The organism is Nocardia testacea NBRC 100365, from assembly GCF_000308775.1.
GTDB lineage: Bacteria > Actinomycetota > Actinomycetes > Mycobacteriales > Mycobacteriaceae > Nocardia > Nocardia testacea.
Genome location: NZ_BAGJ01000097.1, coordinates 1 through 24,870, shown reverse-complemented (window position 1 = coordinate 24,870; position 24,870 = coordinate 1). Strand labels below are relative to the sequence as shown.

At 68.7% G+C, this 24,870-nt stretch carries 22 protein-coding genes and 1 pseudogene; 17 read left to right on the top strand and 6 right to left on the bottom strand.

Translation table 11 applies throughout. The annotated features are described in order from the left end of the window. From ON38_RS14145 to hisG, 7 genes and pseudogenes are all read left to right on the top strand, one after another. Positions 1-663 (top strand): annotated as a pseudogene (locus tag ON38_RS14145) (serine/threonine protein kinase); the annotation flags it as partial. A 107-nt stretch (positions 664-770) separates the two neighbouring features. After that, positions 771-1,469 (top strand): HAD family hydrolase, encoded by a 699-nt coding sequence (locus ON38_RS14140; protein WP_051164727.1) that lies wholly within the window; start codon positions 771-773, stop codon positions 1,467-1,469. Positions 1,470-1,690: 221 nt separating this feature from the next. Then, positions 1,691-2,551, top strand: a complete 861-nt coding sequence (locus ON38_RS14135; RefSeq protein ID WP_039825248.1) for a HalD/BesD family halogenase — start codon at positions 1,691-1,693, stop codon at positions 2,549-2,551. Positions 2,552-2,595: 44 nt separating this feature from the next. Continuing rightward, positions 2,596-3,417, top strand: a complete 822-nt coding sequence (locus ON38_RS14130) for a class I SAM-dependent methyltransferase (protein WP_039825252.1) — start codon at positions 2,596-2,598, stop codon at positions 3,415-3,417. 45 nt (positions 3,418-3,462) lie between these two features. Beyond that, positions 3,463-5,277, top strand: a complete 1,815-nt coding sequence (locus ON38_RS14125) for a choline/carnitine O-acyltransferase (RefSeq protein ID WP_039825247.1) — start codon at positions 3,463-3,465, stop codon at positions 5,275-5,277. A gap of 151 nt (positions 5,278-5,428) precedes the next feature. Continuing rightward, positions 5,429-5,710: a phosphoribosyl-ATP diphosphatase gene (locus ON38_RS14120; protein WP_174372412.1), complete on the top strand. Its 282-nt coding sequence runs from the start codon at positions 5,429-5,431 to the stop codon at positions 5,708-5,710. Between the two features lie 35 nt (positions 5,711-5,745). Continuing rightward, a complete protein-coding gene (hisG, locus tag ON38_RS14115; protein ID WP_039825246.1) occupies positions 5,746-6,597 on the top strand; it encodes an ATP phosphoribosyltransferase in 852 nt (283 codons plus the stop codon). Between the two features lie 267 nt (positions 6,598-6,864). Here the strand turns inward: hisG and ON38_RS14110 are convergent, their stop codons facing one another. Beyond that, complete coding sequence (locus tag ON38_RS14110; RefSeq protein ID WP_039825245.1) at positions 6,865-7,761, bottom strand: RecB family exonuclease; 897 nt, start codon at positions 7,759-7,761, stop codon at positions 6,865-6,867. A gap of 84 nt (positions 7,762-7,845) precedes the next feature. On the opposite strand from ON38_RS14110, the gene ON38_RS14105 reads away from it, so the two are divergent. Continuing rightward, positions 7,846-8,679: a tRNA (adenine-N1)-methyltransferase gene (locus ON38_RS14105; protein WP_039825244.1), complete on the top strand. Its 834-nt coding sequence runs from the start codon at positions 7,846-7,848 to the stop codon at positions 8,677-8,679. A gap of 76 nt (positions 8,680-8,755) precedes the next feature. Here ON38_RS14105 and ON38_RS14100 read toward each other — a convergent pair whose 3' ends face one another. Further along, positions 8,756-9,298: a WKL family lipoprotein gene (locus tag ON38_RS14100; protein WP_039825243.1), complete on the bottom strand. Its 543-nt coding sequence runs from the start codon at positions 9,296-9,298 to the stop codon at positions 8,756-8,758. Positions 9,299-9,477: 179 nt separating this feature from the next. On the opposite strand from ON38_RS14100, the gene arc reads away from it, so the two are divergent. The 4 genes from arc (at position 9,478) to ON38_RS14080 (ending at position 14,347) form a co-directional block, all read left to right on the top strand. Next, a complete protein-coding gene (gene arc / locus ON38_RS14095; RefSeq protein WP_039825242.1) occupies positions 9,478-11,238 on the top strand; it encodes a proteasome ATPase in 1,761 nt (586 codons plus the stop codon). Positions 11,239-11,442: 204 nt separating this feature from the next. Next, a complete protein-coding gene (locus tag ON38_RS14090; RefSeq protein ID WP_039825251.1) occupies positions 11,443-12,972 on the top strand; it encodes a glycosyltransferase family 39 protein in 1,530 nt (509 codons plus the stop codon). Positions 12,973-12,990: 18 nt separating this feature from the next. After that, positions 12,991-13,356 carry an arsenate reductase family protein gene (locus ON38_RS14085; protein ID WP_039825241.1) on the top strand — a complete coding sequence of 122 codons (366 nt, stop codon included), beginning with the start codon at positions 12,991-12,993 and terminating at the stop codon, positions 13,354-13,356. A 313-nt stretch (positions 13,357-13,669) separates the two neighbouring features. Next, positions 13,670-14,347 carry a TIGR00266 family protein gene (locus tag ON38_RS14080; RefSeq protein WP_039825240.1) on the top strand — a complete coding sequence of 226 codons (678 nt, stop codon included), beginning with the start codon at positions 13,670-13,672 and terminating at the stop codon, positions 14,345-14,347. Positions 14,348-14,644: 297 nt separating this feature from the next. On the opposite strand, the gene ON38_RS14075 is transcribed toward ON38_RS14080, so the two are convergent. The 4 genes from ON38_RS14075 to ON38_RS14060 all read right to left on the bottom strand — a co-directional run bounded on the left by ON38_RS14075 (position 14,645) and on the right by ON38_RS14060 (position 18,901). Further along, positions 14,645-15,205: a dihydrofolate reductase family protein gene (locus ON38_RS14075; RefSeq protein ID WP_039825239.1), complete on the bottom strand. Its 561-nt coding sequence runs from the start codon at positions 15,203-15,205 to the stop codon at positions 14,645-14,647. Beyond that, on the bottom strand, positions 15,206-16,126 hold the full coding sequence (locus tag ON38_RS14070) for a helix-turn-helix domain-containing protein (protein WP_039825238.1): 921 nt from the start codon (positions 16,124-16,126) through the stop codon (positions 15,206-15,208). An 87-nt stretch (positions 16,127-16,213) separates the two neighbouring features. After that, the gene (locus ON38_RS14065) at positions 16,214-17,557 is read right to left on the bottom strand and encodes a YhgE/Pip domain-containing protein (protein WP_083872675.1); all 1,344 of its coding nucleotides are present in this window, start codon (positions 17,555-17,557) and stop codon (positions 16,214-16,216) included. A 156-nt stretch (positions 17,558-17,713) separates the two neighbouring features. Further along, positions 17,714-18,901 carry a DUF418 domain-containing protein gene (locus ON38_RS14060; protein ID WP_039825237.1) on the bottom strand — a complete coding sequence of 396 codons (1,188 nt, stop codon included), beginning with the start codon at positions 18,899-18,901 and terminating at the stop codon, positions 17,714-17,716. Positions 18,902-18,993: 92 nt separating this feature from the next. On the opposite strand from ON38_RS14060, the gene dop reads away from it, so the two are divergent. The 5 genes from dop to pafA all read left to right on the top strand — a co-directional run bounded on the left by dop (position 18,994) and on the right by pafA (position 24,521). After that, positions 18,994-20,493, top strand: a complete 1,500-nt coding sequence (dop, locus tag ON38_RS14055) for a depupylase/deamidase Dop (protein WP_039825236.1) — start codon at positions 18,994-18,996, stop codon at positions 20,491-20,493. Positions 20,494-20,658: 165 nt separating this feature from the next. Beyond that, a complete protein-coding gene (locus ON38_RS14050) occupies positions 20,659-20,853 on the top strand; it encodes a ubiquitin-like protein Pup (protein ID WP_030521323.1) in 195 nt (64 codons plus the stop codon). Further along, a complete protein-coding gene (gene prcB, locus ON38_RS14045; protein ID WP_039825235.1) occupies positions 20,850-21,722 on the top strand; it encodes a proteasome subunit beta in 873 nt (290 codons plus the stop codon). Before ON38_RS14050 ends, prcB begins: the two co-directional genes overlap by 4 nt. Beyond that, on the top strand, positions 21,719-22,471 hold the full coding sequence (prcA, locus tag ON38_RS14040) for a proteasome subunit alpha (protein ID WP_039825234.1): 753 nt from the start codon (positions 21,719-21,721) through the stop codon (positions 22,469-22,471). Before prcB ends, prcA begins: the two co-directional genes overlap by 4 nt. Positions 22,472-23,162: 691 nt before the next feature. Continuing rightward, positions 23,163-24,521: a Pup--protein ligase gene (gene pafA / locus ON38_RS14035; RefSeq protein ID WP_218000780.1), complete on the top strand. Its 1,359-nt coding sequence runs from the start codon at positions 23,163-23,165 to the stop codon at positions 24,519-24,521. The last annotated feature ends 349 nt before the right edge of the window (positions 24,522-24,870 follow it).

Sequence of the window (24,870 nt, the reverse complement as noted above, 5' to 3'; positions counted from 1 at the left end):
GGAACCCCGCCGGCGTTCCGCGGTGCCCGCTCGACCGCCGCGGCGGCCGGTCCCGCCGCCGTCCCGGCCGGTGCCCACCCGTCGGCACCGCACCGCCCACCGGCCGGTGGTGGCTCCGGGAACCGCGCCAGGACGGCCGTGCTGGCGGGTGCCGCCGCATTGGTCCTGGTGGTCATCGTGGGATTGCTGCTGGCGAACTTCACCGGCGGCGGCGACTCCGACGATCCGGCCGCGCTCGCTCCGGGCACCTCACAGGCTTTCGCTCCCGAAACCTCGGAATCCGATGCCGGGACCACCGCCCGGCCGTCGGCGACCACCACCGCCCCGCCCACCACCACTGCCGAGACCGGTCCGCCCTCGGCGGCGCGCGTCGAACAGTTCGTCCGGGGGTACTACGGTCTGCTGCCCGGCAATCCATCCGCCGCCTGGTCCCAGCTCTCGCCCGCGTACCAGGCCACTACCGGCGGCTACGCCGAGTACACCCGCTTCTGGTCGACCATCTCCGCCGTCAGCATCGGCGCGGTGACGCCCTCGGGTACAGGCTCGGCCGTGGCCACCATCACCTACACGATGAGCAATGGGTCGGTGCAGTCGGAGAACCGGTCGTTCCAGGTGGTGCCGGAGGGCGGTCAGCTGGTGATCACCGCGTCCCAGCTGCAGTGAACCGCCGCCCGAGACCTTCGACCCGGCCACGCTGCCGATAGGGTCGGCCCGGGGCGCCCGGTTTCCGGGAGAGGCGATGTGACCGACCGCGACGAAAGGCCGTACAGATGAACCGGGTTGCCGGCGTGCTGTGGGATATGGACGGCACCCTCCTCGATTCGGAGAAGCTCTGGGATATCGGGGTGCGGGAGCTGGCCCGGGAACTGGGCCGCGAGATGACCCAGGAGATCCGGCACGCCCTCATCGGGGCGTCCGGAGCCAACGCGCTGCGGATCATGTTCACCCAACTCGGTCTGCCCCCAGAGCCCGAGGCCGTGACGGCGGCGGGGCATTTCCTGGAACAGCGGGTCACGGAACTGATGACCGGGCCGATCCCGTGGCGGCCGGGAGCGGTGGAGGCGCTGGAGATGGTGCGTGCCGCGGGCCTGCCCACCGCGCTGGTGACCAATACCAAACGGTCACTCACCGAGCTGGCGTTGGAGACCCTGGGCCGCGATCGGTTCGACGTCTCGGTCTGCGGTGACGAGGTCCCGCACGGGAAACCGGATCCGGCCGTGTATCTGCGGGCGGCGGAGCTGCTCGGCCTGGAGCCCGGCGATTGTGTGGCCGTGGAGGATTCCGTCACCGGAGTGGCGGCCGCGACGGCCGCGGGGTGCGGGGTGCTGGTGGTTCCGTGCGAGATCCCCGTCGCGGTGCACCCCTCACGCGTGCACCGCGACAGCCTGATCGGGCTGTCCCGGGCCGACCTCGATGAGGTGCTGCGGACCTGCCGCGCGGTCGCCGCGGGCGATCCCGCCGTGCCCTGAACCGTCAGCTCTTTCCGTTTCGCGGGTCTTCGACCGCCACAGGTCCCGCTGGGTCCCGGCAGCGGCGTGCCCGGTCTCCCTCACCACCACTGTGATCAGGGACGATCAGCTGCGGTGAACAATGTTGCGGAACAACAAGACCGAACGGTCCGTGACCGGGCTCACCCGCTATCTCCGGCAAACACCGGGCGTGTCGCAGACAGTCCGATAACAATATCGCTATGGCCGCCACGGTGACCTTGAACGACATCGTCGACACATCCCGCTACCCGCTCGCGGATCCCGGCGACCCCGGCCGGCGTGCCGCGGTGGCGGCGGCCCGGGCCGATCTCGCCGCGGACGGCTGCACCGTCCTGCGCGAGTTCATCCGGCCCGAACTGCACGCCCTGCTCGCCGAGCAGGGAGAGCGAATGGCGCCGCACGCCTACTACCGAACCGAGCGGGTCAACGCCTACAACATCCCGCTGGACACCGAATTACCCGAGGACCACCCGGGCCGGATCGTGTTCGAACGCGGTAACGCCTTCGTACCACGCGACCGCATTCCTGCCGACGCGCTCATCCACCGCCTCTACACCGACGACCTGTTCCAGCGCTTCCTCGCCGACTGCTTCGGCCGGGACCGGCTGCACGAATTCGCCGACCCCCTGGCGGGGCTGGTCCTGAATGTGGTCTCGCCGGGGCAATCGCACCCGTGGCATTTCGACACCAACGAGTTCACCGTCAGCATGCTGACCGCCACCCCCGAGGCGGGTGGTGTCTTCGAATACTGTCCCGGTATCCGCTCCCCGCAGGCCGAGAACCTGGCGGATGTACACGCGGTCCTCACCGGCTCGGGTGAGCGTCTCATCCGCCGCCTGATACTGCGCCCGGGGGATCTGCAACTCTTCCAGGGCCGCTTCTCGCTGCACCGGGTCTCCCCGGTGGAGGGTGCGGCCGCGCGGCATACGGCGATCTTCGCCTACAGCGACCGTCCCGGTGTCATCGGCACCGTGGAACGCACCCGTCAACTGTTCGGACGGGTGCTCCCCGATCATCTCGCGGCGGCCGATGCCGTCCGGGGTGACCGGCTGCTCGATTGATCGGACGCGATCGAGTGGGTACCGCCCGAGGAGAGGAACACACCGTGCCAGTTCCGTTGCACACCACCGGGAAAGCATCCTTCGACGACATCTACTCGAGGCCCGATCCGCGTGACTACTACGCGCGGATGGCGGAGCTGGACTACCGCATCCCGGAACTGGCGAAACCGCATCTGCGGCGGCAGATCGCCGAATGCGGCGCGGCGAAGGGGGCGGCGCCGGCCGTGCTGGACATCGGCTGCTCCTACGGTGTGAACGCGGCCCTGCTGCGCTGGGACACCACCCTCGCCGAACTGGCCCGATCGTATGCGGACCCGGAGGCGGGGACGGACGGGTTGATCGCGCGCGACCGCGCTCGGCTGGCCGCCGCCGATGCGTTGCCGGGGGTGCGCTTCCTCGGTATGGACGCCTCCGCGCCGGCGCTGGACTACGCCCACGCCGCGGGCCTGCTCGACGCCGTGGTGCACGCCGACCTCGAGGCCACCGATCCCGGCGACGCCCAACGCGAGATCCTCGCCTCGGCGGATCTGGTCGTTTCGACCGGCTGTATCGGGTATGTCACCGAGAAGACGATCGTGCGGATCGCCACCGCCCATCCCGACCGGCGCCCCTGGATGGCCCACTTCGTGCTGCGCATGTACGGTTTCGAACCCATCGAGGCGGAGCTGGCGGCCCTGGGCTATCGCACCGAGCGGATGCCCGGGGAATTCGCTCAGCGCAGGTTCGCCTCGGCGGCCGAGCGGGAGCAGGTACTGAGTACGCTGGCCGGTAACGGCATCGATACCACCGGCCTGGAGAACGAGGGTTGGCTGTATGCCAATCTCTATGTGTCCCGGCCTCTTTCGGCGCCCATATCCAATGCTTGACCGCCGGGCGCAACCCGACGACCGACGACCGAACCGGAGAACGACTTGACCGAACCCACCTTCGCCGCCGAGGACCAGCTCCCGAGGGTCCCGTTGCCGACCCTCGAGGACAGCTGCGCGCGTTTCGTCCAGTGGTGTACCCCGCTGCTGACCGCCGAGCAGCTGGCCGCCACCGAGGCGGCCGTGGCCGATCTGCTGCGCCCCGGCGGCCCCGGCCGCGTCCTGCACGACGCGCTGCGCGAATACGACGAGACCCCGGGCGTGGGCAGCTGGCTCGACCGGTTCTGGTCCTCGCGCTACCTGGGCCGGCGCGATCGGATCGCCCTGAACGCCAACTTCTTCTTCCTTTTCCGTGACGATTCGGCGCTGGCGAGTTCCACCGCGGCCGATCAGGCCGAGCGTGCCGCCGCGCTGGTCGCCGCCGCGGTCGACTACAAGCTGGCCCTGGACCGGGAGGAGATCCCGCCGGTCACCCAGCGGGGGCAGCGTCTGTCCATGTGGCAGAACAAGTACCTGTTCTCCGAGACCCGGATTCCCGGGCTCGAGCAGGACACCGTGCGGGTGCCCTACAGCGACGCCGAACCCGGCCCGTCGACCGCCCGGCACATCCTGGTGCTGCACCGCGGGGCCATGTTCCGGCTGGACGTCATCGGACCGGAGGGCGACCCGTACGCGTTCGAGGATGTGACCGCCGGGCTGCGCGCGATCCTGAAATCGGCCACCGAGCCGGCCCCGGCCGGGACCTCGGTGGGACAGCTGACCACCGCGGCGCGTGCCGACTGGGCCCGCGCCCGCACCCGGCTGCTGACCGATTCGCACAATGCCGAAGCGCTCGACACCGTCGAAACGGCGCTGTTCGCCGTCTGCCTCGAGGATTTCGCCCCGCGCGACGACCTGCACGCCGCCGACACCCTGCTGCACGGTGACAGCGCCAACCGGTGGTTCGACAAATCGATCTCGTTCATCGTCTTCGCCGACGGCCGGGCCGGGATCAATGTCGAACACTGCGGCCTGGACGGCACCACCATTCTGTCCTTCGTCGATACCCTGCTGGAGACACCCGTCGGCGAACACCTCGAGCGGTCCGGGGCGCGGGGGCAGGGGTTGCCGCCGGCCGAGCAGATCGAGTTCCGGCTCGACGCGGAGCAGCAGGCCGAAGTGATCGCGGCCGGGGCGGCGTTCGCGCAGTACGCCGCCGACAACGCCACCACGGTCGTCTCGTTCCCCGATTTCGGCACCGCACGGGCCAAACAGCTCGGCATCTCCCCGGACGCGTTCGCGCAGCTGAGTTACCAGCTCGCGCATCGGCGCAGCAAGGGGCTCACCGGCGCCACCTACGAATCCATCGCCACCCGGCAGTACCGCAACGGCCGCACAGAGGCGATGCGGGTGGTGACTCCGGAGATGGTGACCTTCGCCGACACCCTGACGGACCCGGCGGCCGAGCCCGCCGCGAAACTGGCTGCCGCCCGCGCCGCCGCCACCGCGCATGTGGAACGGGCGAAACAGTGCCAGTCGGGTGCGGCGCCGGAACAGCATCTGTGGGAACTCGAATGGATCCAGCGGCGCCGCGGCGCCGAACTCGGCGTCACCGATCCGATCCCGCTGTACTCCAGCCCCGGCTGGACCGTTCTGCGCGACGACTATCTGAGTACCAGCTCCGCGCCGTCGGTGAACATCAGCTACTTCGGTTTCGGGTCCACCAGCCCGAAGTGCATCGGTATCGCCTACGTGCTGCTGCCCGACCGGTGGAATCTGTACCTGGCCACCCCCGCGGCCGTCGCCGACGAGATGCACGCGTTCGCTGGGCACCTGCGCACCGCTGTCGCCGAACTCGAGGCCCTGCTCGCCGGAGCGTGAGCGAGTCGGGCCCGGGGGTGGTGGCGTGGTGTGACCACGCTGGGCCCTCGCTCATGCGCGATGGATACAGCGTGAGCGGTACGCGCGTGATCGTCCGAGTGGGTGCCACGACACGGTGGCGCCCACTCGGGCGGAGTCGCGCGGCGGCGATCTGAAACAATGTCCTGCCGTGAAGACTTTCGAGGCCCTGTTCGCCGAGCTCCAGGATCGCGCAGCCACCCGCCCCGCCGGGTCGGGTACCGTCGCCGCGCTGGACGCGGGCGTCCACACCCAGGGCAAGAAGGTGCTGGAGGAGGCCGGCGAGGTGTGGCTGGCCGCCGAACACGAGGGCGACGAGGCGCTCGCCGAGGAGATCTCTCAGCTCCTCTACTGGGTGCAGGTTCTGATGGTGGGCCGCGGGCTGCGGCTGGAGGACGTCTACCGACATCTGTAGACGCCCCGACCGTTCCCCCGACCGAAAGGACCACCATGCTGCGCGTCGCAGTACCCAACAAGGGCGCACTCTCCGAATCCGCGGTCGCCATCCTCACCGAGGCCGGCTACCGCAAACGCACCGATTCCCGCGATCTGACCGTGCTCGATCCGGCCAACCAGGTGGAGTTCTTCTTCCTGCGGCCCAAGGACATCGCCATCTACGTCGGATCCGGTGAGCTCGACCTGGGGATCACCGGCCGCGATCTGTCGCTGGATTCGGGCGCACCCGTGCACGAACGACTCTCGCTCGGATTCGGCGGTTCGACCTTCCGCTATGCCGCCCCGCAGGGCCAGGACTGGAAGGTCGAGGACCTGCAGGACAAGCGGATCGCCACCTCCTACCCCAACCTGGTGCTGGCCGATCTTTCCCGCCGCGGGATCGAGGCCGAGGTGATCCGGCTCGACGGGGCCGTCGAGATCTCCATCCAGCTCGGCGTGGCCGACGCGATCGCTGATGTGGTCGGCTCCGGCCGGACCCTGCGCCAGCACAATCTCGTCGCCTTCGGCGAATCGCTGTGCGATTCCGAGGCCGTGCTGATCGAACGGGCCGGCTCCGATCAGCGCGACCGGGCGCGTAACCAGCTGATCGCCAGGGTCAAGGGTGTGGTGTTCGCTCAGCAGTACCTGATGCTCGATTACGACTGCCCGAAGAACCTGCTGGAACGCGCCGCCGAACTCACCCCGGGCCTGGAGTCCCCGACGGTCGCCCCGCTGGCCGACCCCGGCTGGGTCGCGGTGCGGGCGCTGGTGCCGCGGAGGAAGGGCAACGAGCTGATGGATCAACTGGCCGAACTGGGAGCGCGGGCCATCCTGGCCACCGATATCCGCTCCTGCCGCGCCTTCTGATCGCCCGCACGTCTCGCCGCCCGGGGCCGAGGTCCATACCTCGGCCCCGGGCGTGTGCTGCCGAGGTACTTCTCGGCGGCGTGGACCTGCCGGCGTCGGTGATAGCTCTCATGACGTATCACCAGCGCATCGCTGTACCATCCCCCCAGTGAGCGACCTCCGCGTCTTCCGCCGAGTGAGTTCCGGACCATGGTGGAGTACTAACCCTGCTGGGACGGCCGCGAGGTGATCGCGGTGGACCGGTGGCCCTTCGGGGCCGGGAGGATGTCAATCCGATACCGATTCGGCGAAGGATTCGGCCGGGGATTCGTCGTCCGCCGGCCAGCCGGGGTAGGGCGGGGGCGTTCCGTCGAATGCCGGGCACAGGCTTTTGTAGGCGCAGTAATCACACAGCCAACTCGGATTCGGCGGAAAATCTCCGGTACGGCCCGCCGCCCGCACGGCGTCCCACAGGGCGGTGAGAGTGCGTTCGAAGCGGAGTAGTTCTTCCTCGTCGGGGGTGTAGGTGAGCAGTTCGGCGTCGGCCAGGTAGATCAACCGGAGCTGGGTGGGTACCACCCCGCGGGTGCGCAGCAGCATGAGCGCGTAGAACTTCAACTGGAACAGCGCCCGCGTCTCCTGGGTGGGGCCGGGTGCCCGGCCGGTCTTGTAGTCCACCACCCGGAGTTCCCCGGTGGGCGCCACGTCGATCCGGTCCACGAAACCGCGCAGCGGGGCACCGTCGGGCAGGTGGACCTCGAGCCGGGTCTCGCAGGATTCGGGTTCGAAACGGCGGGGGTCCTCGAGCCGGTAGTAGGTGCGCACCAGAGCGCGGACCTCGTCGAGGAAGCGTGCGACGTCGAGCCCGGCGGCGAGGAGTTCGGCCGCCTCGGGCCGTTCGGCCAGCACCCGGGTCCAGGCCGGCTCGGCCAGCGCGGTCGCGTGGTCGGGATCGCGGTCGGCGGCGGGCAGGGCGTAGAGGTCTTCGAGGACGGCGTGCACGACGGTGCCGCGCACCGCCTGGCGGCTCGGCGGTTCCGGGATGCGATCGATGGTGCGGAGCCGGTACTTCAGCGGGCACTGTTTGAAATCGGCTGCGCGCGAAGGGGACAACGCCGGTCGGGCGGAGGCGGGTGCCGGCTCGAGGCCGGAACCGGCCGGGGGCGTGCTCGGTGGCGCTGACATACCTGGCAGGCTATCCGGCGGCACCGACACGGTGCCGCGCCCGGTGATCGGCCCGGGCGCAGTCCTCATCGTGAACGGAGATCCATGACGGCCAGACGGACCGGGCCATTCGTCGTCGGCGACCGCGTGCAGCTGACCGACGCCAAGGGCAGGCTGTACACGGTGCTGCTGGAACCGGGTAAACAGTTCCACACCCACCGCGGCGCCATCACCCACGACGACCTGATCGGCGCCGACGAGGGCACCCTCGCGCATTCCAACAACGGCACGCCGTATCTGGCCCTGCGCCCGCTGCTGACCGATTACGTGATGTCCATGCCGCGTGGGGCGGCGGTGATCTACCCCAAGGACGCCGCGCAGATCGTGCACGAGGGCGATATGTTCCCCGGCGCCCGGGTGCTGGAGGCGGGGGCGGGATCGGGCGCGCTGACCTGTTCCCTGCTGCGCGCGGTGGGGCCCGACGGGGCGGTCGTGTCCTATGAGATCCGCGAGGACCACGCCGAGCACGCTGTCCGCAATGTGGAGCGTTTCTTCGGCGAACGCCCTGCGAACTGGCAGCTCACCGTCGGCGATGTGGCCGATTACGCGGGGGAGCGGGTGGACCGCGCGGTGCTGGACATGCTCGCGCCCTGGGACGCGCTGCCGGCCGTCTCGCGGGCCATCGTGCCCGGCGGGGTGCTGATCGTCTACGTTGCGACGGTGACCCAGCTCTCCCGGCTGGTGGAGGCCTTGCGTGAACAGCAGTGCTGGACCGAACCGCGGTCCTGGGAGTCGATGGTGCGCGGCTGGCACGTGGTGGGGCTGGCGGTACGGCCCGAGCATCGGATGCAGGGCCATACGGCCTTCCTGGTGAGCGCGCGCCGGCTGGCCGAAGGGGTGGTGACCCCGAAACCGCAGCGCCGGCCGTCGAAGGGCTGAGCCGGGCGCTACGGGCGGCCGCGGGACCACGGCGGCCGGATCACCGGCTCTCCGTGGTCCCGCGGGTCCGGGGTGGTCAGGCGGGGGAGCAGGGGATCTGCGCGAACCCGAACAGGACGCAGGCGCTCGCATCGGACAGTTTCCAGGTGTCGTCGTCGTGCTCCCAGGTCAGCGGCATGGGCGGCGCGCTCTGACCGGATGGGCTGGTGATGGTGGTCTGCCCGGTGGCGGTCTCACCGTCCACGGTGATCTCGCCGACCTGGAAGGTGATGCCGCGATAGGTCTGCAGGGCGGCGTTGAGCTGCTCCAACAGGCCCCGGCGGTTCTCGCCGTCGTCGATCAGCTTCACCTTCTCGTCGACCGGGACATCCGGGTTTGTGATCTGTTCGAGGGTGGACTGTAGGCTCTGCGCGGTGGGCGCGGGCGCGGTCTCGCCGTGGTCGTGATCGTCCCCGTGGTCGTGCGCCGCGGCGCTGGTGGTGGCCGCGACACTGCCGGCGGCGGCGGTATCGCCGTCGTCGTCGGACCCGCAGGCCGTGAGGCCCAGCGCCAGGGCGGCGGCCGCGGCGGTAGCCGCCGCGACGCGGGACAATCGCCGTGTCCGTGCGGGAAGTTGCATATCTGGCAACCTTTCGGCTAGTCGGTGAGCATGCCCACCATAGTTGGGTTAGGGGAGGCTAACATGGTGTGACCTGCAGATGGCCGCGGACCAGATGTGATCACGACGAAATCGTGTCGGACAGCGCAAACGGGCCGCGCCCGGTAGCGTTGATAGACCGGGACTGGGAGGAGCAGCACATGAGCCCCATCGAGAATTCGGATTCGGCGGCCTGGAGAGAACTCGAGGCAGTACGCGCCGAAGCGGCTGCACTCCGGAGGCAACTCGCCGACTCACCGGATCGCACACGGGAATTGGAAGCCCGTATCGATTCGCTGACCATTCGCAACACCAAGCTGATGGATACCCTGAAGGAAGCGCGGCAGCAACTCGTCGCGTTGCGCGAGGAGGTCGACCGGCTCGGTCAGCCGCCCAGCGGTTACGGGATTCTGATCGGGGTGTACGAGGATCAGACCGTCGACGTGTTCACCTCCGGCCGCAAGATGCGATTGACCTGCTCGCCGAACATCGACACCACGACGCTGGCCTACGGCCAGACCGTCCGCCTCAACGAGGCGCTGACGGTGGTCGAGGCCGGGATGTTCGACGCGATCGGGGAGATCGGCACGCTGCGGGAGATCCTCGACGGAGGCCGCCGCGCGCTGGTCGTCGGGCATGCCGACGAAGAGCGGGTGGTCTGGCTGTCCGGCCCCCTGGCCAAACTGGCCGACGCCGACGATCTGGAGGATCCGGACTCCCCGATCCGCAAGCTGCGGCCCGGTGACTCCCTGCTGGTCGATACGAAGGCCGGCTTCGCGTTCGAACGCATCCCCAAGGCCGAGGTCGAGGATCTCGTGCTGGAGGAGGTCCCCGATGTCGGGTACGAGGACATCGGTGGTCTCGGCCGCCAGATCGAGCAGATCCGCGACGCCGTGGAGCTGCCGTTCCTGCACAAGGATCTGTTCCGCGAGTACGCGCTGCGCCCGCCCAAGGGCGTGCTGCTCTACGGTCCGCCCGGCTGCGGTAAGACGCTGATCGCCAAGGCGGTGGCGAATTCGCTGGCCAAGAAGATCGCCGAGGCGCGGGGCGAGGATGCCAAGGAAGCGAAGTCCTACTTCCTGAACATCAAGGGTCCCGAGCTGCTGAACAAGTTCGTCGGCGAGACCGAACGCCATATCCGGATCATCTTCCAGCGGGCCCGGGAGAAGGCGTCGGAAGGGACGCCGGTGATCGTGTTCTTCGACGAGATGGACTCGATCTTCCGTACCCGTGGTTCCGGTGTCTCCTCGGATGTGGAGACGACCGTGGTACCGCAGCTGCTCAGTGAGATCGACGGTGTGGAAGGGCTGGAGAACGTCATCGTCATCGGCGCCTCCAACCGGGAGGACATGATCGATCCCGCGATCCTGCGGCCCGGTCGCCTCGACGTGAAGATCAAGATCGAGCGGCCGGACGCCGAATCCGCGCAGGACATCTTCTCGAAGTACCTCACCGAGGAGCTGCCGCTGCACGCCGACGATCTGGAGGAGTTCAAGGGCGACAAGGTGGCCTGCGTCCGCGCGATGATCGAGCGGGTGGTGGACCGGATGTACGCCGAGAGCGAGGACAACCGCTTCTTGGAGGTCACCTACGCCAACGGTGACAAGGAGGTCCTGTACTTCAAGGACTTCAACTCCGGCGCCATGATCCAGAACATCGTGGACCGGTCCAAGAAGTACGCCATCAAAGCGGTGCTCGACACCGGTAACCCGGGTCTGCGGATCCAGCATCTCTACGATTCGATCGTGGACGAGTTCTCCGAGAACGAGGACCTGCCCAACACCACGAATCCGGATGACTGGGCCCGAATCTCGGGTAAGAAGGGCGAGCGGATCGTCTATATCCGCACGCTGGTCACCGGGAAGAACGCCAGTGCCAGCCGGGCGATCGACACCGAGTCGAACACCGGCCAGTACCTGTAACCGGCACAGTCACCGAGGCCGCGCTCCCCTGGGAGCGCGGCCTCGGTCGTCGCCGGGGTCCACCTGTGGTCGTACCGCGGGTACGCCGCACGCGGGCGGCCTGTTGCGCCCGGATTCCACCGGTAGGTGGACGCCGCGGCGGCCGCGCCGCGGATATGTTCCGAGGGCCCGGTTCACGAAGCCCAGGAGTATCCCGTGACCACGATGACCGATCCCGCCCCGCCGCGGCCGGATACGCATACCGACCACCCCTTCGCCACCGTTCCGGTCCTCGCGGTGGCCGCCGTGGCCGCCGTCGTGCTGGTGCTCTCGGCGACCCGCTACGGCTATTTCGGCGACGAACTGTATTTCCTGGCCGCCGGCCGCCGGTTGTCGTTCGGCTACGCCGATCAGGGGCCGGTACTGCCCCTGCTCGCGGCGCTGGGGGATGCCGTCGCACCGGGTTCGCTGGTGGCGTTGCGGCTGCCCGCGATCGTCTCGGCCGTGATCGCGATCGTGGTCGCCGCACTCATCGCGCGGGAACTCGGTGGCGGTCGCGGCGCCCAGGTGCTCACCGCCGTGGCGTACGTGACCTCACCGTTCCTGCTCATGCAGGCCAAGAACCTGTCCACCAACGCGATCGATTCCGCCCTGTGGGTCCTGATCACCTGGCTGGTGGTGCGCTGGGTCCGTACCCGCCGGGACGGGCTGCTGCTGGTCGCCGGCGCGATCACCGCACTGGATATGCAGGTCAAATGGCTGATCCCGTTCTTCTGGCTCGCCGTGGTGGCGAGTTCGCTGGTTTTCGGCCCCCGGGACCTGGTGCGGCGGCCGCTGCTGTGGGTGGGCGGGCTGATCGCGCTGCTGGTGTCGGTTCCCTCCCTGTTGTGGCAGGCCCGGCACGGCTGGCCGCAGCTGGCCCTGGGTGCGGTGGTCCGCGCGGAACAGCAGTACTCCGGTGGACCGGTGACCTTCGTGCCCCTGGCCGTACTGCTCGCGGGAGCGCTGGGCGCGGTGCTGCTGTGTTACGGCGTGTGGGCGCTGCTGCGGTACGAGCCGCTGCGTCCGTACCGGTTCCTCGGGGCCGCCACACTGCTGCTGCTCGCGGTGTTCCTGATCTCCGGTGGCCGTGTCTACTACCTGGCCGGAATGTACGCGGTGGTGTTCGCCGCCGGCGCGGTCGCCCTGGTGGCGGCGGTACAGAAGGTCGAGTCGGCGCCGCGCCGGCGGGCGCTGCTCGGCTCGGGGGCGGCGCTGGTGGCGGTATCGCTCGCCCTGATCGCCGGGTCCACGCCCTGGCAGGACCCCGACGCGATCGCCCCGCCCGCGAACGATACCGAGGCCGCGTTGAACATCGGGCTGTACGGCGAATTCGGGTGGACCGAACTCGCGGACGCGGTGGTGACCGCCTACCGTTCGCTGCCTCCCGCGGAGCGGGCCCGTTCGGCGGTGATCACGGAAAGCTACTGGCAGGCGGGCGCGTTGGATCAGCTGGCGCGGACCGAGCTGCCCCCGGTGCACAGTCCCTCGCGCGGTTTCGGATATTTCGGCGCACCTCCCGACACGGCCGGCACCCTGGTGTGCGTGGGCGGCGACGAGGACCTGTTGCGGGCGCAGTTCGCGACACTCGAACCGATCGGCCACGTCGACACCCGGCTCGGCTTCCTGGGTAACACCCGCGACGTCACCCTCTGGAAATGCGCGCAGCCGCGGCGGCCGTGGTCGCAGGTGTGGCCGGAATGGATGCACCTGTAGCGGGCTACGCTCACAGCCATGAGCACTCCGGAAACCGAGATCTGGCACAATCCGCGCTGCAGCAAGAGCCGCGCCGCCGTGGCACATCTGGATGCCGCCGGAATCGAGTATTCGGTCCGCCGGTACCTCGACGATCCGCCCACCGCGGCGGAACTGCGCGCGGCGCTCGACCGGCTCGGCGCGCAACCGTGGGATATCACCCGCATCGGTGAGGACATCGCGAAGGAATTGGGGATGGCCGAGTGGGGCCGGACCGAGGCGGACCGGGACCGCTGGATCGAGGCGCTCGCCGGGCATCCCCGGCTCATCCAGCGTCCGCTCGTGTTCACCGCCGGGCGCGCGATCATCGCCCGGGATACCGATGCGCTGGATTCGCTGGGCTGAGCCCGCGGCGGTTTGCCGGAGCGTAGCTCTGACGCGTCCGGTGCCGGTGCACGCCGGAACGGCCGTCCGGGTGCGGAGAACGCGCGGTCCACGCCGGAGCCTCGCGGTGCCCCGGATCAAGTTCCGGGGCGGTGCCGTCGCGACGGATCCGGAATCGTCGCGCAGAGTCGATCGGCTCTCGCGCGGCGGAACCGACGGCCGCGCAGGACGGGGATCGAGAATGGCGGCGGGGACCGCCCGCCGTGCCGCCCGGGCGGCGTGCCCCCGTTACCGGTACCCGACGGTCGCACCGCGGCGGCGGTAGTGTCGGCTCATGAAAGTTGAACTGCGGCACAATCCGTCGTCGACGGTTGCCCGGTGTGTCCTGGCGGGTGGTGAGCCGGTCCGGGTGGAATCCGGTGCCATGGTAGCGCATTCGGCGGGGGTGAGTCTGGAGGCCAAGGCCGAGGGCGGCATCCTGGCCGGCCTGAAGCGGTCGATGCTCTCGGGCGAATCGTTCTTCGTCTCCACCTTCACCGCGCCGCAGCAGGGTGGCTGGGTCGATGTGGCGCCGTCGCTGCCCGGGGATATGCTGGCCCTCCAGATCGCCCCGGACCGGCCGTATTTCATCAGTCGCGGGGGCTGGATCGCGAATTCGGCCGGTGTCGGGGTGGAGAGCAAATGGGGTGGATTCGCCAACCTGTTCGGCGGTGAGGGCGGCTTCGGGTTGCGCGCGGCGGGCCAGGGCGAGGTCGTGGTCGGCGTATTCGGGGCCATCGATGTCATCGATCTGGCGCCCGGCGAGCCGGTCACCATCGATACCGGGCATGTGGTCGCCTACGATCTGTCGATCCGGTTCACCATCCGGCGCGCGGTCTCCGGCCGTTCCCTGCAATCGCTCAAATCCGGCGAGGGCCTGGTCTTCGACTTCGTGGGCCCCGGACGGGTCCTGCTGCAGACCCGCAACCCCAGCGCCTTCGCCTCTTGGACGGCCTCGGTTTCCTCCGGGTAGGCGAACCCCCGCCTGTGTTCCGGTCGTGCGTCGCCCGCGGGCTCTCGCCTTCGTTCCGGCCGTGCGTCTGCATACCTTCGCTCGCGATCCAGCTGTGGGCTTTCGCGTGTCTCCGGCTGTGGGCGGGCTCCCTGATGGGCCTGCCCGACTGCCTCGACCACGAGTACCTCCACCGTCGTGCAGCCCGTGCGTCACGGCGCGACCTCCGCGTCGGGACGCACGGGTCGCCGGCGGGTGCGCCCACCCGCGTCCGCCGGCAGGTGCGGTCGCCCCTCGGGGTGGACCGCACCTCGCCGATCATCCGTTCGGCGCGACGACCGTGTAGCGCACGCAGGCGAATTCCCCATTGCCGGCCACTTCGTCGACCCGCAGCTCCAGCCGGCGCGGCAGCAGCGGCGCGCCCGCACCCAGGGTCACCGGGGCGATCGACACGATCACCTCGTCGAGCAAACCGCGATCGGCGAACTGTCCCGCGAGTTCGCCGCCGCCGACGACCCACCGGTTCCTGCCGGCCGCCGCCTCGGTCATCGACTTGTGCACGAGCTCGATCGGGTCCTGGGTGAAGCGCACCTCGCCGTCGGTGCGCGGGGGGAACTCGCGATGAGTGCAGACCCAGGTCGGGACCTCGTAGGGCCAGGGTTGCGCCGCCTCGTTGTCGAGCAGCCACTGATAGGTGTTGGCGCCCATCACGATCGCGCCGACACCGGCCATGAACTCGGTCATCGCCATGGGGCCGTTGTCGTTGTCGGCCTCCCGGGACAGCAGCCAGTCCAGGGAGTGGTCGGGTGTGGCGATGAAGCCGTCGAGGCTGGTCGCCGTGTAGTAGACGGTCCGGGGCCCGGTCGCCGGGGTGGTCATTCACTCTCTCCTTCGCAGCCAGTCGATAGGGTCGCCCCAGCCGACGGAATCATCGGGTGATGTGCCGCGTATCCAGTACCGCACCAGCTGGCGGCGATACGCGGAGTAGGTGAGCACGTGCGCGATCACGCTGCCGAGAACGAAACTTTCCGGCGGCTCGCACAGCGCATCGATCAGGGTGTCGCCCCAGCCGCCGCGCCGATCGATCTCGCGGACGGTATCCAGCCACCGGGGCCCCACCTCCTCGAGGCGGGCCGCGAGCGCGGCCGGATCGTCGCCGCCGGCCACCGGAGTGTCGGCGCCCTCGATCGAGGCCAGCCAGCACTCCTTGCTGCGGATCAGATGGTGCAGTACCGCCGCGACCGAATCCTCGGGGCCGTCCCAGGGCAGCACCGTCCCGGTGCTGCCCCGGGCGCGCCGGTACTGCTCCTCGGTCAATCCCGTGGCCGCCTTCACCAGCAGGGCGGTGTCCTCGAGGTCATGGTGCAGCAGCAGGGCGGTCGGGTCCATATCGGATCGTCCTCTCGGTTCCCCCTCGACCCACAGCGACATGGGCGGATGGAAATGGATTCCGTTCGCCGCGGGCAGCCAGCGCGGTGTCCGGCCCGTCAGCGGCGGGGTCGCGCTCGGTGGATGACCGAACGCGCGGGTGAAGGCTCTGCTGAACCCCTCCACCGTGTCGTAACCCGCGGCGAAGGCCACCTCGGTGACCGCCGCGCCACCGCCCAGCTGCCAGCACGCGCGCTCCAGCAGCACCCGCCGCCGCAGACCCACCGGTGACTCGCCGGTACCGCGACTGAACTGCCGGGCGAAGTGGTACCGCGAGGAGTACGCGCCGGCGGCCATCTGCCCGAGCGTGGTGTTGTCTTCGTCGAGAACGGCGTCCAGCAGTTCTCGCAGTCGGTCCCGTCGGTTGCTCACCCGTCGAGTCTGTCGGGTCGGCCACCCGGTGCGCTTGACCGATCTTGCGCAGTCCGGCCCGTGTCGCCGGGCCCCCCGCGCCGCGGCTCAGCGGCTGCTGCGGCGTTCCAGGCCCTTGCGGTCGTAGAGGATGGTGAAGACGAGACCGAGTACCAGGCCGATACCCAGCCCGACCAGGCTCATCCCGACCCCCCGCGCCAGTCCGGGGTTACCGTGGGCGTCGAAGTACAGGATGGCGCGAATACCCAGGTAGATCTGGTGCATCGGTTCGAAGGCGGCCAGCCACGCCATGTAGTGCGGGGTGGCCTCCAGCGGGATGGTGGCACCGGCCGAGGGCAGTCCGAGCACGATGAACAGGATCAGGTTGATCAGCAGGCCCGCCGACCCGAACACCGCGAGGACGGACAGCGCCGTGACCCCGACCGCGAGGATCGCCAGGGTGCCGAAGAGGAACAGCGCCAGGCCGTGTTCGAGCGGAACGTCCAGCAGGGTGGCGATCCCGACGAACAATCCGGAGGCGATCGGCGCCACCACGGCCATCACCCCCCACTTCAGCAGCAGGGTGCGGACCCGGGAATGCGGAGAGGTCGGATGGTGCACGAACCACGGCCCGTATTCGGTGGGGACGAATCCGAGCGCCGAATCGATCATGGTGTGCACGATCATGGCGCCGGTGAACCCGGCCAGCACCACCAGCAGGGTGTAGAAGAACGCGGACAGGCCCTGCCCGGTCCCGTCCGGCAGCGGCCGGTACTGCTCGATGAGCACATCGATCGGTTCGGCCAGCATCAGCCGGGACGCGCCGGAGAGCTGGGTGCCGCCGCCGGGGCCGGAGCTCAGTTCGCTGTCGACCGTTGCCGTGAGTTGTTTGCCGACCTCGGCGTTCACCTGGGTGAGCGCCTGCCGGGCGATGAGCTGGGTGATCTGGGTGGCGAAGGTCCCGGTACGCGGATTGGTCACCACGGTGATCACCGGCTGCTGGATATCGCCGGGCACCACACTGCCCGCACCCAGGATCGACAGTCGCTTGGACAGATCGCTGGGCAGGATGATCGCGCCGTAGACCTCGCCGTTGTCGAGGAGGCGCTGCGCCTCGCCGATACCGGTCACCCGCAGATCCACCTTGTCCGCCGGGACGCGCTCGGTGAGCGCGGCGGTGATCTGGTCGCCGATATCGATCTGCTGCCCGTCGCGGATATCGCCGTCGTCCTGGTTCACCAGCGCGATCGGGAAATCGTGCAGGTTCTTCTCCGGGTTGACGACATAGCCCAGATACATTGTGGACAGCAGGGCCATCAGCAGCGTCACCACCACGATCGGGCCGGCCCAGATACGGATGCGACGGCGCACCCGGGCGCGGGTGTCGGTGTCTCCCGTGTCGTCCGGTACGGCGTGTGCGCCCGGTGCGTCGCCGGTGCTGTCGGTCCCCATCGCGTCCTCCGTCGAAGCTGCGCGCCCGGCCCGGATAGACGGGCCGGGCATCTGCCGGTACGGCCGGGTCAATGGTGGCAGCTACCCGGGCGCGGAGCGGTACCGTGACCGGGTGTGTCTGCTCACTGTGGCGGGCGTATCAGCGCAGCGCGGCGGCTATGCCCGATTCAGGAGCCGGTAGCTCGAATGCCACAACCACTCCACCGGACCGCGTTCGAACCGGCGCAGCCAGCAGTGGGCGAACAGCGCGATCACCGCGCACACGGTCACATAGACGGCGACGGTGAAAGGCACCCGGGCCTCCGGCGCGAACCGCGCGGCGAGCCCGAACCCCCAGCCGTAACACAGGATCGACGCCACCAGGTTCTGCAGGATGTAGCAGCTCAGCGCCGCCCGGCCGATCTCGCTCAACCGGCGTCCGGCGAAACCGGTCCGCGAGCGGCGCACGTAGAACTCGGCGACCAGCGCCAGGATGCCCAGCGAGACCACCGGCGCCACCGCATAGCGGGTGATCAGCACGAAATCGCCGCCGCCGGCCAGACCGGCCAGCAGATCGATCGGCGCGGCCACACCGAAGCCCACGAACAGGAGCCGGCGCCGCAGCCGCGCGCCTTCGGGCCGGAACACGCCCGCGTGGAACAGACGGGCACCCACCAGGAACAGCGCGATCGACAGCGGCAGGATGACGATCGCTTCGGCGCGGAACGCCAGTGCGTGCTCGGCCCGGAAGAGCACCAGATCCCAGAACGAGCCGTCGGCGTACGGGTTCGGGGACAGCGCCGCCCGCTGCGACGGCGCGGCGGGCTCAGCCGTCACCAGTGAGACGACGTAGACCGCGATCAGGCAGAGATGAACACCGAGCATCGTGTAGAGCCACCGGCCCTGGGCCCGCCCGCTGCGCGTGAGCAGGAACGCCACGATCGCGGCCGTGACGGCGTAGCCCATGAGCACGTCGAATTCGGCGATCAGGAGGAAATTGAGCAGGCCGTCGAGGAACAGCAGCGCGGCGCGCCAGGGGTAACCGCCCGGCCAGGGTCGTCCGCCCCGGCGGGCCGAGCTCTGCTGGATGGCCAGGCCGATACCGAACATCACCGTGAGCAGCCCCAGGAATTTGCCCTGGGCCAGTTGCTGCAGCACCTTCTCGGCCCACATCCAGCCGTCCGTGGGGGAGGCCGAGATCCGGTGCAGATATCCGCTCAGGCCCTCGGGGTCGGTCAGGATCCAGATATTCGTGCCCAGCGTGCCCAGAATGGCGATTCCGCGCAGCACATCCAGTGCCGCGAGCCGGGCCGGGCGGGGCTGATTCGGTCCGGGGGTGAGAGCGTCGGTGATGGTGCGGGTCATGGTCAGAGCATGTGGTCGCGGGCTACGCCACGGCATCGGCCGGAAGTACCACTCGACGGATGATTCGCCGTCCGTCGCCTACGCTCGAACTCATGCAGCGCATCATCGGTATCGAGGTCGAATACGGGATCTCCACGCCCACCGAGCCGTCGGCCAACCCGATCCTCACCTCTACCCAGGCGGTTCTGGCCTACGCCGCGGCCGAGGGGGTGCCGCGCGCCAAGCGCACCCGATGGGACTACGAGGTCGAGTCGCCCCTGCGCGATGCCCGCGGTTTCGATCTGAGCCGGATGAACGGTCCGGCGCCGGTGATCGATGCCGACGAGGTCGGCGCGGCGAATATGATCCTCACCAACGGCGCCCGCCTCTACGTCGACCACGCGCATCCGGAGTATTCCGCGCCCGAAGTCACCGACCCGCTCGACGCGGTGATCTGGGACAAGGCCGGGGAACGGGTGATGGAGGCGGCCGCCCGGCACGCGTCCAGCGTGCCCGGCGCGCCCCGGATGCAGCTGTACAAGAACAATGTCGACGGCAAGGGCGCCTCCTACGGCACCCACGAGAACTATCTGATGAGCCGCGAAACCCCGTTCAACGCGGTGATTCTCGGGCTCACCCCGTTCTTCGTCTCGCGGCAGGTGATCTGCGGGTCCGGCCGGGTCGGGATCGGGCAGTCCGGCGACAACGCGGGCTACCAGCTCTCGCAGCGCTCGGACTACATCGAGGTCGAGGTGGGGCTGGAGACCACGCTCAAACGCGGCATCATCAACACCCGCGACGAACCGCACGCCGACGCCGACAAATACCGCCGGCTGCACGTCATCATCGGTGACGCCAATCTGGCCGAGATGTCGACCTATCTGAAGGTCGGTACCACCGCGCTGGTGCTGGACCTGATCGAATCCGGTGCCGATCTGTCCGATCTGCAGTTGGCCCGCCCGGTCACCGCGGTCCACACCATCAGCCACGATCCCACCCTCCGCGCCACGGTCGCCCTGGCCGACGGCCGGGAACTGACCGGGCTGGCGATCCAGCGGCTCTATCACGAACGGGTCGCGAAATTCGTCGAGGAGCAGGGCAACGACGACGAGCGGGTGCGCGATGTGCTCGACAACTGGTCGATGGTGCTGGACCTGCTGGAGCGCGATCCGATGGAATGCGCCGACCTGCTCGACTGGCCGGCCAAGCTGCGCCTGCTCGAGGGCATGCGCAGCCGCGAGGGCCTGGGCTGGGCGGCGCCGAAACTGCATCTGATGGATCTGCAGTACTCGGACGTACGCCTGGACAAGGGCCTGTACAACCGCCTGGTGGCGCGCGGGTCCATGAAACGGCTGGTCACCGAACAGCAGGTACTCGACGCCATGACCAAACCGCCCACCGATACCCGGGCCTACTTCCGCGGCGAATGCCTGCGCCGGTTCGGCGCCGATATCGCCGCCGCGAGCTGGGACTCGGTGATCTTCGACCTGGGTGGCGATTCGCTGGTCCGTATCCCCACCCTGGAGCCCCGCCGCGGGACCAAAGCGCACGTCGGGAAACTGCTCGACGGTGTCGATACCGCCGCTGACCTGGTGCAACAGCTCACCACCTGAGTGTTCACCGGAAGTGCCCCGGCAGGCCGTGCCCACCGGGGTGGGACGTAATCCGACTACGTGTCGTCCCGGCTGGGTAGTGTTGAAGAACGAGCACAGAGGTGCTCACGATTCGTCCGGCACGCGAGCGCGGCCGGTCGGTGGAAACAGAGGAGGTCGGCTGCGATGGCACAAGAGCAGACCAAACGCGCCGGGGGCGGCGACGATGACGAAGGCGTCGACGGCGTAGACGCCGCGGGTCAGGAGCGGCGCGAGAAGCTGGCGGAGGACACCGACGACCTGCTCGACGAGATCGACGATGTGCTCGAAGAGAACGCCGAAGACTTCGTTCGTGCCTACGTGCAGAAAGGTGGCCAGTGACCGCAGGTGACCCCTTGCGTCTCCATCTGGGGTACGCCCTCTCGTCCTTTTCCGAACATCTGCGTCAACACGCACCGGATCTCCTGCCGGGAAGCGGATTCGACGCCCTGAGCCAGCCCACCGCCGCCGGAAACCCCGGCGGCGGTGCCGCGGGGGATATAGCACCGCACGGCACCACCGTGGTCGCGGTGTCCTATCGCGGCGGGGTCCTGATCGCCGGTGACCGGCGCTCCACCCAGGGCAATCTGCTGGCGGGCCGCGATGTGGAGAAGGTCCATATCACCGATACCTACTCGGCGACCGGTATCGCCGGGACCGTGGGCATGGCCATCGAGCTGGTCCGCCTGTTCGCGGTGGAACTCGAGCACTACGAGAAGATCGAAGGTGTATCCCTCACCTTCGACGGCAAAGCCAACAAACTGTCGAAGATGGTGCGCGACAACCTGCCGGCCGCCATGCAGGGCCTGGCGGTGGTGCCGCTGCTGGTCGGCTACGACCAGCAGGCCACCGATCCGGACCGGGCCGGGCGCATCGTCTCCTACGACGTGGTGGGCGGGCGCAGCGAGGAGCGGTTCGGTTTCACCGCCGTCGGGTCCGGCTCCATGTTCGCGCGGACCTCGCTGAAGAAGCTGTACTCCAAGGGGATCGACGCGGACCGTGCCCTGCGGATCGCGGTCGAGGCCCTGGTGGACGCCGCCGACGACGACACCGCCACGGGTGGTCCGGATCTGCTGCGCGGGATCTACCCGACCGCGATCCTGATCGATGACGAGGGCGCCGTCGAGGTGGCCGAATCCCGGCTCGAGGAGATCGCGCGCGGTATCGCCGCCGACCGTCAGGCCGCAGAGGAAGGGAGCGCCCGGGCATGACCCTGCCGCTGTATGCGTCCGCCGAGCAGATCATGCGCGACAAGACCGAGCTCGCGCGCAAAGGTATCGCCCGGGGCCGCAGTGTCGTGGTGCTCGCCTACGACGAGGGTGTGGTGTTCGTGGCGGAGAACCCGTCGGCGACCCTGCACAAGGTCAGCGAACTCTACGACCGCACCGGTTTCGCTGCCGTCGGCAAGTACAACGAATTCGAGAATCTGCGCCGGGGCGGCATCCTGCAGGCCGATCTGCGCGGCTATCAATACGATCGCCGCGACGTCTCCGGCCGGGCGCTGGCCAACGCCTACGCCCAGGCGCTGGGCTCGATCTTCACCGATCAGCTCAAACCCTACGAGGTCGAGATCTGCGTCGCCGAGGTGAGCTATCCGGAACAGGAGCCCGAATCGGTCCTCTACCGGATCACCTTCGACGGATCGATCGTCGACGAGCGTGAGTACGTGGTGATGGGCGGTACCACCGAACCCATCGTCAGCGCGCTCAAAGAGTCCTACCGGCCGGGTCTGGACCTGGCCGGGGCGATCCGGGTCGCGGTGGAAGCGTTGCAGTCCAGCGAAGGCGCGGACAAGGACAAGCGGACCCTCGGCGTCGGTTCGCTGGAGGTCGCCACCCTGGAACAGGCACGGCCGCGGCGGGCGTTCCGCCGGATCGGCCGCGCATCCCTCGAGGAACTGCTGGGTTCGTCGGGTGAGGCAGGCTCGGCGGAGCCGGAAACCGGCGGTAAGCCGGACTGAACAGGCCGGCTCCGCGCCGGAGGAGAGATTCACGGGTCGCGCACCGGGCAACGGTGCGCGACCCGTTTATGTGAGATGCGCGATGTGCGGTTGGCCGTTCACGGATTGGCGACCATTGAGCACTTACAGTGCTGTGAGCGTGCTCAGGCTGGTCATCAGGTAGCCCGCAACGACGTTCTGTCCAGTCCCGACGGTCGGCGTCATGGTCAGGGTCTGTGCCCCGACCCGGAGGAACAGAGCTAAGGAGCGTAGCGACCGAGCGCGGGCGGCCTGCCGGCCTGGATCGGTGGCTGTCGAGCACTTACGGGGTTGTGAAGGTGCTCAGGCTGGTCATGGCGTATGTCCGCGCACGCCTTCCGGGTGGGCGTGTGCGGTTGGCCGTCCATGGATCGGTGACCTTTGTGCACTTGCAGTGCTGTGAGTCTCCTCAGGCCGGTCCAGGTGCACGACAGCATGCACCTTCTGTCTATTCCGGATGGTCTGCGTTCGTGGTCGGGGCCCGCCCCCGATTCTGGACCGACGGAGCGAAGGAGCGCAGCGACTGAGCGCAGGAGGGAAGAATCGGGGGCGGGCCCCGACCCGCCCCGCCGGAGGCGGGGCAAACAAACACAGCCCAATCGTTGCCAAGCCGTATACATCGGGTTTTGCGCACTGACCCGCAGGAATCCCTCCGCGCTGTAACCTCGATAGTGTGCAGCGACGAATTATGGGGATCGAGACCGAATTCGGTGTGACGTGCACCTTTCACGGACACCGCCGGCTCAGTCCCGACGAGGTGGCCCGGTATCTGTTCCGCCGGGTGGTTTCCTGGGGGCGCAGCTCCAATGTGTTCCTGCGAAACGGCGCCCGGCTCTACCTCGACGTCGGTTCGCATCCGGAGTACGCCACCGCCGAATGCGACAGCCTGGTCCAGCTGGTCACTCATGACCGGGCCGGGGAGCGAGTACTGGAGGAGCTGCTCATCGACGCCGAGCAGCGCCTCGCGGAGGAGGGTATCGGCGGGGACATCTACCTGTTCAAGAACAACACCGATTCGGCGGGCAACTCCTACGGCTGCCACGAGAACTTCCTGGTCGTGCGGGCCGGCGAGTTCTCCCGGATTTCCGACGTGCTGCTGCCGTTCCTGGTGACCAGGCAGTTGATCTGTGGGGCCGGCAAGGTGCTGCAGACGCCGAAGGCGGCCACATTCTGCCTGTCGCAACGGGCCGAGCACATCTGGGAAGGTGTCTCCTCGGCGACCACCCGCTCGCGTCCGATCATCAACACCAGGGACGAGCCGCATGCCGACGCCGAGAAGTATCGGCGCCTGCACGTGATCGTGGGCGATTCGAATATGGCCGAGACCACCACCATGCTCAAGGTCGGCACCGCCGCCTTGGTGCTGGAGATGATCGAGGCCGGGGTGTCGTTCCGCGATTTCGCCCTGGACAATCCCATCCGGGCCATCCGGGAGGTCAGCCACGATCTCACCGGCCGCCGCCCGGTGCGGCTGGCGGGTGGCCGGCAGGCCAGCGCCCTGGACATCCAGCGCGAGTACTACGCCCGTGCCGTGGAGCACCTGCGTAATCGGGATCGTGATCCGCAGGTCGATCAGGTGGTCGATCTGTGGGGCCGCACCCTGGACGCGGTGGAGTCGCAGGATTTCGCCAAGGTCGATACCGAGATCGATTGGGTGATCAAGCGCAAGCTGTTCCAGCGCTACCAGGATCGCTACAACATGGAGTTGTCCGATCCCAAGATCGCCCAGCTGGATCTGGCCTATCACGACATCAAACGCGGCCGCGGCGTGTTCGATCTGCTGCAGCGCAAGGGTCTGGCCAAGCGGATCACCGAGGACGAAGCGGTCGACGCCGCCGTCGACACCCCGCCGCAGACGACCCGGGCGAAACTGCGCGGTGATTTCATCACTGCCGCCCAGGCGGCCGGCCGGGACTTCACGGTCGACTGGGTCCACCTCAAGCTGAACGACCAGGCCCAGCGCACCGTGCTGTGCAAGGACCCGTTCCGCTCGGTGGACGAGCGAGTGGACCGTTTGATCGCCTCGATGTAGTGCGCGTCCAGGGCCGGCCGGGCTGTGGTCCGGCCGGCCCCGGACGTGTGTTCGCCGCCTGTCGGCTACGCGCCGAGGCGCCGGGCGAGCTCTTGGAAGTCACTCGTTCGCGAAGGTGAGGTGGGTGGGCTCACTCGCGAAGGTGCTGTGTTTATTGGCGGCGCCTTCGGCGCCGCGGGGTCGAGGCCCCCGAAGGTCCCGCCGTTCAGGCCTCGAGACTTGCGATGTGCGATGTGCGGTAGGCCGTCCATAGAGCGCGACCATTGAGCACCTTCGGCCAAGGAGGGACGGGACTCGACCCTTTTTCGGCCACGCCGAACTCGGCACCAAGAGGGTGCTGCTGCTGGTG